Origin of the sequence: Dyadobacter luticola, from assembly GCF_005860805.1 — a bacterium.
GTDB lineage: Bacteria > Bacteroidota > Bacteroidia > Cytophagales > Spirosomataceae > Dyadobacter > Dyadobacter luticola.
Map to the genome: position 1 here is coordinate 1,618,094 of NZ_VCEJ01000004.1, position 14,612 is coordinate 1,632,705.

12 protein-coding genes are annotated in these 14,612 nt (G+C 45.3%); 2 read left to right on the forward strand and 10 right to left on the reverse strand.

Features of this window, described 5'->3' with window-relative positions:
- Window positions 1-125 precede the first annotated feature (125 nt).
- Window positions 126-917, forward strand: coding sequence for a diaminopimelate epimerase (gene dapF / locus FEN17_RS17365; RefSeq protein ID WP_138366587.1), 792 nt, complete (start codon window positions 126-128; stop codon window positions 915-917).
- Here the strand turns inward: dapF and FEN17_RS17370 are convergent.
- Both FEN17_RS17370 and FEN17_RS17375 read right to left on the reverse strand, forming a co-directional pair.
- Complete coding sequence (locus FEN17_RS17370) at window positions 901-1,203, reverse strand: rhodanese-like domain-containing protein (RefSeq protein WP_138366588.1); 303 nt, start codon at window positions 1,201-1,203, stop codon at window positions 901-903. The two genes, dapF and FEN17_RS17370, sit on opposite strands and share 17 nt — an antisense overlap.
- 61 nt (window positions 1,204-1,264) lie before the next feature.
- Window positions 1,265-2,404 (reverse strand): DEAD/DEAH box helicase, encoded by a 1,140-nt coding sequence (locus tag FEN17_RS17375; RefSeq protein WP_138366589.1) that lies wholly within the window; start codon window positions 2,402-2,404, stop codon window positions 1,265-1,267.
- Window positions 2,405-2,575: 171 nt separating this feature from the next.
- Here FEN17_RS17375 and FEN17_RS17380 point away from each other — a divergent pair, with 171 nt between their 5' ends.
- The gene (locus FEN17_RS17380; RefSeq protein ID WP_138366590.1) at window positions 2,576-3,397 is read left to right on the forward strand and encodes a porin family protein; all 822 of its coding nucleotides are present in this window, start codon (window positions 2,576-2,578) and stop codon (window positions 3,395-3,397) included.
- 4 nt (window positions 3,398-3,401) lie between these two features.
- On the opposite strand, the gene FEN17_RS17385 is transcribed toward FEN17_RS17380, so the two are convergent.
- The 8 genes from FEN17_RS17385 to FEN17_RS17420 all read right to left on the reverse strand — a co-directional run bounded on the left by FEN17_RS17385 (window position 3,402) and on the right by FEN17_RS17420 (window position 14,612).
- Window positions 3,402-5,132, reverse strand: a complete 1,731-nt coding sequence (locus FEN17_RS17385) for a M14 family metallopeptidase (protein ID WP_138366591.1) — start codon at window positions 5,130-5,132, stop codon at window positions 3,402-3,404.
- 9 nt (window positions 5,133-5,141) lie between these two features.
- On the reverse strand, window positions 5,142-6,272 hold the full coding sequence (locus FEN17_RS17390) for a lipase family protein (protein WP_138366592.1): 1,131 nt from the start codon (window positions 6,270-6,272) through the stop codon (window positions 5,142-5,144).
- A gap of 68 nt (window positions 6,273-6,340) precedes the next feature.
- Window positions 6,341-7,366, reverse strand: coding sequence for an alginate O-acetyltransferase AlgX-related protein (locus FEN17_RS17395; protein WP_138366593.1), 1,026 nt, complete (start codon window positions 7,364-7,366; stop codon window positions 6,341-6,343).
- A 4-nt stretch (window positions 7,367-7,370) separates the two neighbouring features.
- Complete coding sequence (locus tag FEN17_RS17400) at window positions 7,371-10,049, reverse strand: DUF3352 domain-containing protein (RefSeq protein ID WP_138366594.1); 2,679 nt, start codon at window positions 10,047-10,049, stop codon at window positions 7,371-7,373.
- A gap of 11 nt (window positions 10,050-10,060) precedes the next feature.
- A complete protein-coding gene (locus FEN17_RS17405; RefSeq protein WP_138366595.1) occupies window positions 10,061-10,804 on the reverse strand; it encodes a glycosyltransferase family 2 protein in 744 nt (247 codons plus the stop codon).
- Between the two features lie 69 nt (window positions 10,805-10,873).
- Window positions 10,874-11,995 (reverse strand): acyltransferase family protein, encoded by a 1,122-nt coding sequence (locus FEN17_RS17410; RefSeq protein ID WP_138366596.1) that lies wholly within the window; start codon window positions 11,993-11,995, stop codon window positions 10,874-10,876.
- 2 nt (window positions 11,996-11,997) lie between these two features.
- Window positions 11,998-13,695, reverse strand: coding sequence for a hypothetical protein (locus tag FEN17_RS17415; RefSeq protein ID WP_138366597.1), 1,698 nt, complete (start codon window positions 13,693-13,695; stop codon window positions 11,998-12,000).
- Window positions 13,692-14,612 (reverse strand): transketolase family protein, encoded by a 921-nt coding sequence (locus FEN17_RS17420; RefSeq protein ID WP_138366598.1) that lies wholly within the window; start codon window positions 14,610-14,612, stop codon window positions 13,692-13,694. The genes FEN17_RS17415 and FEN17_RS17420 overlap by 4 nt, the downstream gene beginning before the upstream one ends.

The following is a 14,612-nucleotide window of genomic DNA, read 5'->3' on the forward strand; positions in this document are numbered from 1 at the left end:
AATTTAAAACCCTGCAAGTGATTATTTCTGGCAGGGTTTTGTTGTTTCTGGGTATTCGCTTTTTTTGTTGTTACAATTGGCTTTTAGTGCTCAGCTTTTTCAACTCGTAGCATTGACTTCATTTTATGAAAATCACATTCTTTAAATACCAGGGCACCGGCAATGATTTTGTCATGATAGACGACCGCGACCAAAGCTTTCCGGTTTCGAAAGAACTCATCGCATCGATCTGTCACCGCAGGTTTGGCGTTGGCTCCGACGGATTGATCCTTTTGCAAAATGCGGAAGGTTATGATTTCAGGATGGTGTATTTCAATGCGGACGGCGGAGAAGGAAGTATGTGCGGGAATGGTGGCCGCTGTGTTGTTCGTTTTGCGAATGATCTGGGCCTGTTTTCTGATCATACCAAGTTCATCGCGGTGGACGGAGAACACGAAGGAACGGTTTCCGGGGACGTGATCCGGTTGAAAATGTCGGGTGTAAAAGATGTGCAGCGCTACGAAGATTATGATTTCCTCAATACCGGCTCGCCGCATTATGTTACTTTCGTTGACCAGGTGGACGAGGTGGATGTGGTCAACATTGGCAGCGAAATCCGCTACGGTTCGATTTACGGGCCTCAGGGCGGTACCAATGTTAATTTTGCGGAGATCATCGAAGAAAATCACCTGAGCGTGCGGACCTACGAGCGCGGCGTGGAAGATGAAACATTCAGCTGCGGTACCGGCGTTACTGCTTGCGCACTGTCAGCCAGTTTGCGGAATGACTGGCAAAGCCCGATCACGGTTGAAACGATTGGGGGAACATTGGAAGTAGCTTTTCAACAAAATGCAAACGGTGAATTTGACGACATTACGTTGATTGGCCCTGCGGTCCGGGTTTTTGAAGGTGTGCTCGATACTACTCCGACTCGATAATTCCGCCTTTTACGTGGAAGATCTTTTTGTCAATCCACTCCGGTATGCGGCAATAATCCATCGCCGCTACCTTACTTCTTACACCATTGGTACAAATCACAATGATGGTGTTATAAGAATCTAGTAAGCCTCTTTTTTCGCGGATTTCTGCCAAAGGAATGTTGATCCCGCCTTCATTAAATTCTTCAAATTCCCAGACTTCCCGTACATCTACCAATACTGCATCTGGCTCCGCAGCAAATGTTACGGCGGTTTTCAGGTCGATATCTGCGTAGGTATTTTTCATTTTGGATAAAAAATTACCGGATATTTTTTCAAATAACCGGTAATGTAAAAAGCTAAATGTACTAGCGCAGAGAATACGGATGATCATTCACGACCGGGATATTCTTGGCAATCAGCTTGTGGATATCTTTCAGAAAAACCCTTTCATCTCGATCACAAAATGAAAACGCAATACCTTTCGCCCCGGCACGACCTGTCCGGCCGATACGGTGCACGTAAGTTTCCGGAATGTTCGGGATTTCGTAGTTGATCACATGTGTCAGATCGTCCACATCAATACCCCTCGCCGCAATGTCCGTCGCTACCAAAACCCTGGTAGTCTGGCTTTTAAAATTTTTCAAAGCATTTTGCCGCGCAGTTTGCGATTTATTTCCGTGGATCGCCTCCGAGCTTACGCCCGCTTTTCTGAGTACTTTCACCACTTTATCCGCGCCATGTTTTGTTCTTGTAAAAACCAGCGCAGTAGCGATAGTCTGGTCTTCCAGAATATGCAGTAAAAGCGAGTTTTTATCCGATTTATCCACATAATACAAAGACTGACGAATCGTATCCGCCGTAGAAGAAACCGGGGTAACTTCCACTTTTGCAGGGTTTGTCAGAATAGTGTTAGCTAATGAGACAATCGCGGGAGGCATGGTAGCCGAGAAGAAAAGCGATTGTCTTTTGGCTGGCAAAAGCTTGATCACCTTTTTTACATCGTGCACAAAACCCATGTCCAGCATTCTGTCCGCCTCGTCGAGAACAAAAAATTCTAGCTGGTTTAGTTTCACAAAGCCCTGGTTGATCAAATCGAGCAACCGGCCTGGCGTCGCAATCAGTACATCGATCCCTTTTTGCAAAGCGTCGGTTTGCGGCTTTTGACCTACTCCACCAAAAATAACCGTGTGTTTCACCTGCATATGGCGACCGTAAGCCGCAAAACTTTCCCCGATCTGGATCGCCAGCTCGCGGGTCGGCGTCAAAATAAGTGCGCGGATATGTCTTCTTTCCTGCCTGCCATCCTTAAATTCCTGCAGCAGCTGCAACATTGGAATTGCGAAAGCCGCCGTCTTGCCGGTACCCGTCTGGGCGCATCCCAGCAAATCTCTTTTCTCTAAAATAATGGGGATTGCCTTGGCCTGGATCGGAGTGGGAGTGGTGTAACCTTCTTCTTTCAGAGCCTTTGTAATAGGCTCAATGAGTTTTAAATCTTGAAATATCATTTGTTTTTGATGACTGTTCAAGATCGAATCCAAACAGTCTGATAAATAAAATGGTCTTATGACCGCAAAGATAACAGCACACCTATTTTAAACGTTCAGTGAATATCGTTCCAGCGGTTACAACCCATTGCTTAATTTTGGTTCTTCTACTCATCAACCTATATCTCACTTATGAAAACAATTACTCTTGCTACGCTCTTTTTATTCATTTTTATTTCTGCCCACGCGCAGGATGTCCTTGTCAAAAGGAATGGCGATACCATCGAAGGCAAAGTAATCGAGGTGGGCATTGACCGTGTTTCCTATAAGATCAGTAAGGAGCCTAATGCGGCCGTTTTTGTTATCCGTAAAAACGAATTGAGCCGGATCGAATTTGAAAATGGCCAGACAGTTCTTTTAAATGACCGTTTAAATCTCGGGAGAAAACAGATCAGCAAGCCATCGAATAACGAAGTTTATGGCAGGAGCCAGCTCAATTTTTCACCGTTCAAAGCGCTCGACAGTGGACCTGGTTTTGGTATTAGCTATGAGATCCAGGTGGACAAAAACCAGTATATCGGCATCATTTTGCCACTTACGATGACTTTTCCCGATCGGTACAATTATCTTTTTGATTCAAATGGGAACCGTTCAGAAATGTATTATGTGTCGCCGGGCTTGAAGATTTATCCTTTTTCCCAACACCGGGTAACCTACGCGGTCGGGCCTCAGCTTTTCCTGGGTTATGGTAAAGGTTATTCCAATAACTCCATTTATGATCCCACAACCGGGGGTTACATTCCCAGGACCGGCACGACAAAGAATTTCAGACTGGGTATTCTGGTTAACAATTATGTCAATTTCCAGATCACTCCGAAATTTCAACTTGGTTTAAATGGCGGCCTCGGCTCGCGCTATGTAGATCGCGAAAAAAATGAGTTTGACTCCATCACAAACCGGGGTGGCATTAACATTACCGGGGAGTTCAATTTCAGCCTTGGGTTCCGATTCTGATCTTTTATTTCATTAATCTAAAAACTGGATACCGCAGATATTCCTTCTCGCGGTAGGGTGAATGTTCGTAGATAAAGTCGAGCTGCGCATTTGCGTTTTTTGCAAATTCGGGGTCCGACTTTCTTTTTTCTTCCAGCTGAGTTTTTAGCTCGGAGAATTGGTCCAGCAATTTTTTGGCGAGATCTTCAAAAACATAGCCGGAGTAATGTTCCTTAGCTTGTAAAATGGTATCGAAGAAATTCCATTTGAAAAAAGAATCGACGCCTCTTGGTTCGAGGGTTTCGACAATGTATCGGTTTGTCCACTGATTTACAGGAATATACCAATCACCCTTCTTGAAAATAATTTTCTGCTTTTCTGTCTTCAATGTTACAGAAGTATGCCAGTAATGTCCCTCAAAAGGTTGTATGGGCGTTTCAACATGGTCGATATAATATGTCTCCACTTCCATTTCGGTATCCTTTTCCAGTTGCTTCACTTCCACCTGGTTCAGTTTCATCAGGTCGATAATGTTATGCCACCCTTGCGGAATGACGTAAGCAACCGGCTTGGTCACTTCGTCGAGGGGAACATACGTATCGTAGAAAGGGATTGTTTTGGTAAAAGGCTTCGAGCGATCGTAATGCAATCTGTTTAAGCCACTTACTTCGCTGGGAATGTACTCCGGCTCATACCCTTTGAAATCGATCTGCGTATTTTTTTCTTTATTCACCTGCCAGCTCACCGCAAATTTCTCCTGCGATTTGACCGCTTCTTTCGTCTCTTTTCTGAGTTTTAACAAAGCATTCCGCTGCGCCGCCAAAAACTTCATGTTGCCATGCAGATAAGCATAAGTCGATTTTACGCGCTTATCGTAAGATTTGAGCATGTGCGTCTCGGTCATCACGCCGATGGTATGAAATAATGCAGCATAACCTGTCGAGTAGCGCGGCCAATCGGGGAACTGCACAAAACCTTTGTCCGGCGTCTGGCCCCAGGCATTCACATAAGGTGTGGCCTCGTAACCCGCTTCCTTCAAATGTTTGTACATAAAAGGTAGGAAAACTTCATTGTTATAGTCGCCCAATTTTCCGCCCAGCTTGTCTTTTTGAGCATAATCAAGCGTCATCACATATTGGTAATCTGAACCGTTACTTACGTGGGTATCTGCAAAAAGATCAGGATCCAACTCATGGAAAATTGCAGCGAAACTTCTGGCATTGCGGGTGTCATTTTTGATAAAATCGCGGTTTAAATCATAATTCCTGGCATTTCCCCGAAAACCGTATTCCTCCGGACCTTCCTGATTGGTGCGTGTCGTACTGTTGCGGTTCAAGGCACCGCCAATGTTGTAAAAAGGAATAATCGCCACGACGACGCTATCGAGTTCAGGAAATTTGGCTGGATTGGTTACGATATCCCTGAGCAGCATCATTGAGGCATCAACACCATCCGATTCGCCGGGATGAATTGCATTGTTGATCAGGAGTATAGCCTTGCCCTGTGCCTTTAACTTCTTGATATCAAACTGTTTATTCTTGGAAAACAAAACCAGATGCAGCGGCTTTCCACTGTCTGTCAGCCCTTTTTCGGTCATTTGGATTTGCGGAAAATTCTTCGCTAGCAGCTTGTAGAAAGCAATGCCCTCCTCGTAAGTGGGTGTTTGTTTACCGTCACTGAGCTCAAAGCGGGTTTTATATTGAGCATGTGCCTGGAATGTGAAAATACATAGGAGCAGGAGTAGTGAAAATCTCATATTTTTAAATTAAAACGAAGGCTGGTATTTTTCCATCAGGTAGAGGTACTGCTGGGGCGCGTGGTGTGCGAAAGGATTGACGTCAGAATCAGGAAATTTCTTATAGTACTCTGAATCAGCCCAAAGCATTACCGACGGGCCGGTGCGCATGTAGTTGGAGCTTTTCAGGTAAGCTGGTTTTACATATTCCGGCAGCGATTTCTTTACGATTTTATAGGCAAAATCGCCGAGGTACTTTTCGTAATTCCGCTGGGCCTTCATGCTCGGATTTTTCATTTTTTTGTAAGCATGTTTTAGCGCAATCCGGGTCAGAAGTTTTTGTTTGCCAATCACTTTGTCCATGTTTTTAAAAGGATTGGTTTCATTAAAATCATCCAAAGTTTGCACCGTAAAGGGTACCTCAGGCACCCAGTCCGCTGAATTTACCACATTATAAGCCCACCCGCCGTCGACAATGTGTTCGTATTCGTAGGCAAAATAAGTATTGCCCACTTTCGGGCCCGCGCTGCAATACGTTTTGAAACGAATGTCTTTGGGCAGCAAACCCTGTTTTTGAAGCGAATAAAGGTGGGCAGTAAGCAAAAAGCCAATCCCGCCGCCCTGGCTATGCCCCATAATTAGAAAATCTTTGATACCTGTTTTATAAAGTGAATCAATGCGCGGGACAATGTCAGTAGCCAGGTAAGCCGTGCCGATCAGCCAGCCCAGATGCACGCCGGCTTTCGGGTGGCTCGCTAGATCGTATTTAAATGTAAATGTGTTACTCAACTTCAATTCGCCGCGGGCGGGCACCATCGCTGTGTAAAAATTTTCCAGCCAGCCGACCGGGTTTTTCGTAGTTCCCCGCACATTAATCACTGCCACCGATTGGTCATTTTTCCATAATTCCCAGCGGTTGTCCAGCCCCATAACTGGGGAAGCGTACAGGGATTTGTAATGTGCTGGTTTTGGAATTTCAAATTTCGGGATACTCGCACCGGTCATTGTTGAATCGTACAGCAAAACATGCATCTGCATCAATTCAATGTATTCGGCCTTATCAAAACCAGGTTTTAGTTTGTGATTTTGGGCTAATAATGTTTGCGGGTAAAGTATGTTCGCGAGGAACAAAAAGCGCAGGCATGTAGCTATTTTCTGCATGAAACGAGATCACTAAGAGGTACCTTACCCTAAAAATAGGAAATCTATCCATGCGCGGACAGGAATGTTTACAATCGTGGCTGGCCGACCAGCACATTGATGAGCCTATTGACCTTGTCGAGCCAGATCGATTGTCCCTCGCAAGTCCAGTGCGAGTCGCCTTTCAGATAGGCGCTGCTGCCCATTTTCTGGTATTCCGGCAATACGTCGATTACCGGTACATGCAATCCGGGATGTCTGTAGACCCGCTCGATCAGATGGTTATAGGTATCATAACCGGGATCCACGACCGAAACTTTGTTGGGAATGACCGAAAGAATCACCTGATCAAAGCCGATTGACATGGCGAGATCACGGCTTTTATTGATGTTCTTGACGATCGAATCTACCTCGGTATCAGCTAGTTCATGAAACGAGGAAGTGATGCTGGTATCCGTGTCCATAAAATAGACCAGATCGCGACCATCGTTTACCATTGTTGTCGAAGTATTGACGCGATTGAAAAGATTGCTGGTAAAATCTGCCTTCCGCTGTTTCAAACCCAGGAAAAAAGCATTTTGAAACAATAGACCGTCCAGGCGATCATTCACAGACGTGGTCCGGAATGCATCGTCCAGCTTGGTCACGAATCTATCCTGGCCATAAGTTTGTACAAAAGTGGCGGTGTCTGCGACAAAATTTGTGATCGGGCCGACCATTTTTTCTCGGAAATGTCGCTCCACGGATTCTACGAGCAGAATGTTGGTTTCGGTCGTATCCAGCTTTACATGTAGAATGTTATTCCATTTAATGTGCGTGTAGCTATCCACCGCAAAATCCTTTTTGTCAACACGTTGCTCCTCGGTGAAGCTGTCGCCGATGATAAAAAGGTGTACTTTTTTTGAATGTGCAGCTTTCGCCGGGGGCGTGTAGCCGGTGCAAAATTTTCTTGGGTCCTTGAATTTGGAAAGATTGGATAGCCGGTACAAATCGCCGTACTCGTAACCGTCGCTGGAAATACCCCAGCCGATCGTTTTTGAAAATAACGCAGGCGAGAGCCCGACTGCCCAGACAATGCAGCCTAAAACCAGAAATGCGTATTTTAAAAACTTCATCACATTAACGCAGCTTAACAGACCAAACCTGGATCTTTTTCTCTGACCGACTGAAAATAAGCAATTTATAATAACCCGGCTGATAAGTTAGCTGAACCGGCATTTCGGAAGGTATTGCTTTGTCGCCCAACCTTTTACCCGACATATCGAAAACCGTCGTATAACTGCCTGACTTAATGGTGATAAACCGGTTATCGACGCCGAAAAAGTGGTACTGTATCGTAGAATTCGGCAGAATGTCCTTGATCTCAAAAAGATCGCGGCCCTCTTTGGTAATAATCGCGGTTTTAGAATTCACAGAGCGTACCAGAATCCAATCCAGCGAATTGCGATCGTACAAAATACGGAACTGTGAGCCAGGCTCAGGGCGAAGTAATTGTTTTCTTGAAGTAATCGTTCCGTCCAGACCAATCCTAACCAGCTCGCCGGAAACGCTCACGCCAACAATCTCAGGCTGACCATTTTCGGGATTTTGCGCCCAGGTAAATGCACTTTCTGCCCGTGTCAAAATGTCCACCGGAAAACCCGCCCTGACCGAGCCATTTTCTTTCAACACAAAAATTTTCCCGTTTTTCTGCGTAACAATGTAACCTCGGTTACCAATCTGGTTCAAGGTGACCACCGGCCCCTGAATGCCTTCAAAGCGGACGGAATGATTGAGCCGCCGGATCGGTTTGGTCGCGGCTTCCCAAATAAACAATTCTTCCGACGTATTCTTGATAATGAAGCGGTTACTGCCATCATCGCCACCGTCAATCGAATACAGCGCGGCAATGTCCTCGCCGGAGGGCAATGTGCCAGTAAATGTTGTGACGCGTGTCGAATCGTCTTCATCGAGGGCGTAAACCGTCCGTTTTGTAGCAAAAATCCTTTGCTGGCGGCCAATGTTCAGAAAGTCTACTTTGTACGCTGCGGTGCTGATCGGGCCGTCAAGTTTTGCGATAACTTCTGTTTTTCCTTCTCTTAAATTATTTGTCCTGAGTAGGTTATGTTCTTTGTCGGTCAACAATATCTCTGAGCTGCCGTCAATCGGATTTTGTAGGGCTGAGAGTTCCGAATCGTAAATGTCCGGCCACTCAATGTCAATGTTGAGGAATGTGCGGTTGAGAACCTTGCTGGCAGTTTGCCGTTTTTTAGGCGTCAAAGTCACTTCCGGAAAAGCATGGTCGCCTTCATAACGACATTGAAAAGTGAGCGATTCCATTTTGGAAACCATATCCGCGTACTTCATGATCCCATCATCCGCCCGCGATTGCGCCTTGCGCAGGTTCACAATCATGGAAAGCTGCGCCTCAGAATTTTTATTGGTGAGCACGCTGTCGTATTCCGGCGATTGTTTCCAGGTTAGCTGGTTTTCATAGTCAACAATGTAATTTTGAAGTACTTGTGAATTGTTGCTAATCACTAAATATGGCGCAATATAAGTCAGGTAGCTTCGAGGAAATCCTGTAAAAACGGGGCCGTAAAGTCCGGAAGGCAGCTCGGGAATCGGTACGGAATAAATGTCGTAACCCTGATATTGGTCCACCGAAGCATTGGTTTCCTGATTCGACAACCGCGCCAATTTTTGCAAAACCGGTCGCAGTTTATCATAATTTGAAAACTCCGCCAGCAAAATTTTCCCGTCGCTAATACTGTTATTTTCTTCTAACTGGCACAAAATCAGCTCAGGCCCGAGGTTGTCGATCAGCAGGTTACTCTCATTGTTAATGTAATATTTGAGCTTATCCCAGGATGGCGACTTATACTTTTTATGCCAGGCGGTAAATTCCTTTTGAAAAGCCTGCTTGTCGACCACAGCCGATCGGTACAGGTAGGAAGTCTGCTGCGAAATGTGTTTGTGACCGGCAAAAGGCGATCCGGGAATGTCTTTCAGAATGTTTGCCAGGTACGCGTCCGGTGCATCAGTTCCGGACGACTTCAAGGTAAGGCTTCCTTTTTTTAGCGATTTCTCAATGTGAAAATCCTGGTAGGAAGGAAAGTTTTTACCAAATTCTCCAAAAACACCGCTGGCACTTTCAGCCGATACCACCGATTTCCACGCATCGACGCGCAAATAAATGCTCGTTCCAAAATCGGAATCATCATTTTTTGCAAATTTTGATCTCAGCCTGAAAGATTCAATGTTCAGATTAGAAGCGCGCACCGCATCCTCGATCAAATCGCCGTAGTAGCTGACAATCAGATAACTGTCCTTAACCAAAAATGAGAAAAGCGGGCGGGAATTGGTATCAATAATATCGGTGATCCGGTTGTCCTGAAAATTGTGGTGCAGCGCCCGGATGTTGGCATTCTGCGGACTGGACAGCCATTTCGTTTCTTCGTCGGTAACCGGAATGTACATGATCACCCCCCATTCTGTGCTGGTTCTGGGATGGTAAGAGTAGGAGAGTGATTTTCCGTGCAGGAACTTAGCGAGCTTTTTCCGGTCCTTGGTGAGTAGGTTGAGTAAGCTAAGGTTGTCACTGGCGACGTCCAGCAGCGGCAGTCTTTTCAGATCAAGTTTCGCTTCGGTCGCAACGTAAGTCGTATCCTGCAAATGTTCACTGGTAATGACAACGATTGCGTTGGAGGGAATAAATTTCCAGGCAGCCGTAGAGCCTCGCGACCATCTGAAAAGAAAATATCCTGCCGATCCGACGACCAGGACCAGCAGAACAATCAGCACATTTTTTTTAGACACAAGCCTATGTTTTAAGCACGTATCGCCTTCACGTGTTTGTTGAGTTCAAGGCGGAAACGCAGCAGTTCCTTAAAGCTTCGAATGCAGACTTTCCACAGGTTCCATTTTACAATAGAAACTGTGCCCGTCTCACGGTCTTTGTGGGTAATGGGGATATCAAACAAGTTCTGTCCTGATTTCTTCGCCATCACCGATAGGAAAATGTTTGGTGCAAATGGTTCAGGATCAGGCAGCTGATCCATTAATTTTTGGAGGAAGGAACCTTTAATGAGGCGAAAAGGAATATTGCTGTCCATAATGTAAGTTCCGTAAACCATTGAAATGGTGCTGCGGAGAAACTTCGTGATGAACAAACGAACCCCGGCGTCGTGCCTCACCTGCCGGTAGCCCAGAATAAATTGGGACTGATTTCTTTTATCCCAAAGCTTATCAAAATCTTCTGAAACAAACTGGTCGTCGCTGTCAGTCTGGAACACATATTCGGAGTCGAGTTCGAGCGCTTTGCGGTAACCGTTTACGACTGCATTACCGTGGCCACCGTTTTTCTGGTTGATGACAGTCAGGTTCGTAACCTCCTTTTGTAATTTATCTAAAAGGACTTTGGTGTTGTCCTTAGAGCCGTCATTAATGACAATCAGTGTGGTATTATCGTTTGGGAATTTGTTTTTCAGGAAACCAGTCCAGTTGTGTACTACTTTTTCAATACAATCCTGTTCATTGTATGCGGGCATTACTATACTTAGAAGGTACATCAAAATTCAATTTGGAATGTTTGCGCGAAATTAAGAAATAAAGCCTGTAACCGGGCTATGGCGGGTCATTATTTAGTAAGCGTACTTGTCTTTCAGGGCGTTAATCGGCTTCTCGAAAAAGTGCCACGAGACCGATGCGACAAGAATAGTAAGTAATGCTACAACCAACGCTTCGAAGGCGACAGAGCCTTTTAGTTCAGGAATGTATTGATAAATTTTTCGGAAAAGCCGGACCGTCGGGTGCATCGGACCGCTGTGAAAATGGTTGTAAACGAAGTTGTGGTAGAGATATAATCCGTAACTGATCTTCCCGAGATAAATGCTGACCGGATTTTCTAAAAACGCCGCCATCCAGCCCCTAAAACCTATCACCGACCTGCCGATCAGGAAAAAACCAAAAATCGAAGATAACGTCCGGTCGAAAACCACAAAGGCAATGTTGTAAGTTTTGTCAAGGGATTTAGCCCAGTATTGTACCAGAATCCAAGCGATCAGCGCCACCAGAACCGGCCAGGATTTGTTGAAAAGTTTGACGAAAGTTTCGTTTTTATAAAGCTGCAACCAGGCCATCAATCCGCCCAATGCAAACGAATCGAAGCAGGCCGGCGTGCTTACATAAGTCACAATCCAATGTGCCGGTGTAAAATCTGGAATAGATAAATAGTAGAATAGCCGGAATGCAAACCCGAAGATGCCCATCACGCCAAGCACCGGGATCAGCCTGTTTTTTGGTATAAAAAAAATCAGAAATGGAAAAAATAGGTAAACCTGCTCTTCCACTGCTAGCGACCACAAATGATCCACCGAACCAAGCCAGCTTTTGTGTAGTGCCATGTAAATGTTCGTGCCGTAAAGCGCCAGCCAAGGCAATTTTTCACGAACTGGCGGGACATTAAAGGCAAACAGCAGAGCGATGATTAAATAGTAGACAGGGAAAATGCGTATCGTCCTTCTGATCAGGAATTTGCGCAGGTATTTTTTAAAACCGCCAGGTGTGCCCGCTGTTTTTTCTTTGCTTTTTAAAAGTATCCTTGAAATCAAAAAACCACTTAAAACAAAGAAAATTGTCACCCCCAGCGCACCATAGGGAATGTTATTGATCGCCACAAACAAATGATCGACCAGCACCAGCCCGACCGCGATAAAGCGAACGCCATCTAATTGAATGATATGTCCCTCGGTAGTAGTGCGCATATTTACCAGTTAACCTTCACTGTTTTATTTTTAATGTCTTTGACTGTCAGCTTCTTATCCTTGAAAAGAATTGACGCCCTCTCTCCCTGCTGCTGGATGAGTGCAACATTGTACACGCCTTTTTCCAGCGGATCAGAAAACGGTATTTCCGCATGGAAGCCGGGTTCAAAATAATATTGTTTGAGAAAAAGCTCTTTCCTGCTTTTGTTTCGCGTCCGCAATGCCGGGAAAATGTAAAACCGGTCTTTGGAACTCAGCAAAATGTAAATCCCACTATCCTGCAGACGCTGACTGGTGAAAGAATTGTTGCTTACCCGGAAAAAGCTGGTGTCGGATTTGAATGTTGTCCGGTCAAATAATTCGGTCATTCCACGGGACTCGCCTGCATAAGTCTGGTTATCGGCCAGCTTGATCAGCGGGAGCAGTTTTTCATAGAAAACCGGTGTTTTTTCAACAATGTTGCCTGCAAATGAAGTATCAGCCACCGGCGTCAACGATTTGTCAAGGTACCGCCAGTTAAATTGTGAAGTCGTCAGTTCCTTGCGCAAATTATAGGCATCGACCAGATGATAATGGTAGCTGAAAATGTTAAATGTGATCGCCAGCAAGACAATCGCGGTAATGTAAGGCGAAAGAAAAGTCCCGCGAATCGGTATCACAATGTACAGGTAAGCCACAATCAGCAGCAGCACCGAGTAAATTTTATAGCGGCTCAGCAACATTCCGTCCAGCCCAAAACCCGCTCGGCTATAAACCACGATTAATGCGGTACCAAGTATAAATAGTATAGCGCCAAGGCAAAATAGGTCCGTAGTCCGCTCGAATTTGTTGCTGTATTTGTTTTTCAGTATCCCGAATAAGGTCGTAAAGCCTATGGATATCGCAACAAGAAAAAGCACAATGCCGAAGAAAAAACAGATTTTAAAATTGTCGGCAATCGGAATCGATTCTGCGAAAGAACCCAGGAAAGTCATGTAACCTTTTACCAATTCAAAAAATGACGCCCTGATCGGCGGATTGGATTCGGGTTTGGTATACCAATAAAAATAGCAGAAAATCTCGGCCGCGGAGACGACAAGCCACAGTGCAAATCGTTTTCTGTTTTGGCCTAAAAATAAAAGCAATGCGCCGAGCGGCAGCACCATTAATCCGTTGCCGCTGGTGAGAACAGTTATGCCTGCCAAAACCATTGAAATAGCGAAAGGCAGCACTTTTGAATTTATGCAAAGATATAAGGTCCAGAGTGTTAGCGTTACCACCCCGAAATTTTGTATCGCCGACATGCCCCAGTACATATTCTCCCAAAAAGCCAGCGTGAGGAGTAAAAATGGCACGGGTACCAGCGCGAAAAGCGGCTTTTTGTTCTTTTTCAGGAAATCGTAGCAAAGTGGGACAATGCCTACCAGCAGCAAATTTCCGACAGTCATTAAATGCCGGTAATTGAGGTGGCCGAAAATAGAATAATCTAGCCAGGCGAAGAAGCGCGTGGTGGCGATGCGGTGTTCGTTATGCTGCCGGAATAATGCCTGGATCTTTCCTTTCCAGCCCGGCGCATGGACGAATTCTTCGATGAAATTCTTTAAAGCGTGGTCGTCCCACTTGGGGATGTTGATAGCGTAGTAATTCCAGACTGTAAAATAGATCAGGATCGGTAGAAGGATAATAAGGCTCAGAATGATTGTTAAAGCCCTTTTTGTCATGCCGTGATCATTAATTGGCTGATATGAGATAGGATGGAATCGGGGTCGAGGCCGGATAATTTTTGGTGGTAACCCTGGCTGCCATACCGGCTGTTTGGATAACCTTCGGCTTTTAAACTTTTAAATCCGGCTGGTATGATCCCTTTTTCAAGTAGTTGCACCGAAAGTTGCTGCGCCAGTCCGCCAATGCTGATATGCTCTTCCGCCACCAGAACCGACGGCGCTTTTCTGATCAGATCGGTCAGTTCGTCGGTCATTTGCAGAGGGAAATGCAATGCAGTGATCACATTCACCTTCGTTTCCAGTTCAGGCGAAAGCGATAATGCACTCATTACATTATTAGCAATCGGGCCTAATGCAAAAACGGTAATTTCAGCAGTTTCAGAATGATGGATTACTTTAAATGAGCCGGTTTGGTAGCTGTTTTCAGGTGTTGTTTTCCCTGCACCCAGCCGCAGATATGCAGGCCGCGCATCTTTTACGATTTGTTCCAAGACAGGCTCCACTTCATCCGAAAACCCTGGCACCCAGACATTTACATTTTGCTGGCCGCTCAGACAAGCCAGATCTTCAATAGTATGGTGGCTGCTTCCCATAATTCCGTAGCCATATCCGCCGCCGTTCCCTACCAGAAAAACCGGCAAATTATTGAAGCACACATCATTACGGAATTGTTCCAGACATCTGTAAACAATGAAAGGTGCAATGCTGTAACAAAAAACTTTATATCCTTTATGCGCAAAGCCAGCTGCCACGCCGATCATATTCTGCTCCGCCACACCCGCATTGATAAATCTCTTGCCCATTTTGGCTTGGAGATTTTCCAAAGCGTTATATCCGAGATCGCCGGTAATGAAAACAATGGATTCATCCTCCACCGCCAACCTTTCCATGGCATTTGAAAATTCTTTTCTCAT

Bases quoted from the DNA above. Each gene is read 5' to 3' on its own strand.
- FEN17_RS17395 (WP_138366593.1), bottom strand. From the start codon at position 7,366: ATGAAGTTTTTAAAATACGCATTTCTGGTTTTAGGCTGCATTGTCTGG.
- FEN17_RS17375 (WP_138366589.1), bottom strand. From the start codon at position 2,404: ATGATATTTCAAGATTTAAAACTCATTGAGCCTATTACAAAGGCTCTG.
- FEN17_RS17380 (WP_138366590.1), top strand. From the start codon at position 2,576: ATGAAAACAATTACTCTTGCTACGCTCTTTTTATTCATTTTTATTTCT.
- FEN17_RS17385 (WP_138366591.1), bottom strand. From the start codon at position 5,132: ATGAGATTTTCACTACTCCTGCTCCTATGTATTTTCACATTCCAGGCA.
- FEN17_RS17415 (WP_138366597.1), bottom strand. From the start codon at position 13,695: ATGACAAAAAGGGCTTTAACAATCATTCTGAGCCTTATTATCCTTCTA.
- dapF (WP_138366587.1), top strand. From the start codon at position 126: ATGAAAATCACATTCTTTAAATACCAGGGCACCGGCAATGATTTTGTC.
- FEN17_RS17420 (WP_138366598.1), bottom strand. From the start codon at position 14,612: ATGAGAAAAGAATTTTCAAATGCCATGGAAAGGTTGGCGGTGGAGGAT.
- FEN17_RS17370 (WP_138366588.1), bottom strand. From the start codon at position 1,203: ATGAAAAATACCTACGCAGATATCGACCTGAAAACCGCCGTAACATTT.
- FEN17_RS17390 (WP_138366592.1), bottom strand. From the start codon at position 6,272: ATGCAGAAAATAGCTACATGCCTGCGCTTTTTGTTCCTCGCGAACATA.
- FEN17_RS17410 (WP_138366596.1), bottom strand. From the start codon at position 11,995: ATGCGCACTACTACCGAGGGACATATCATTCAATTAGATGGCGTTCGC.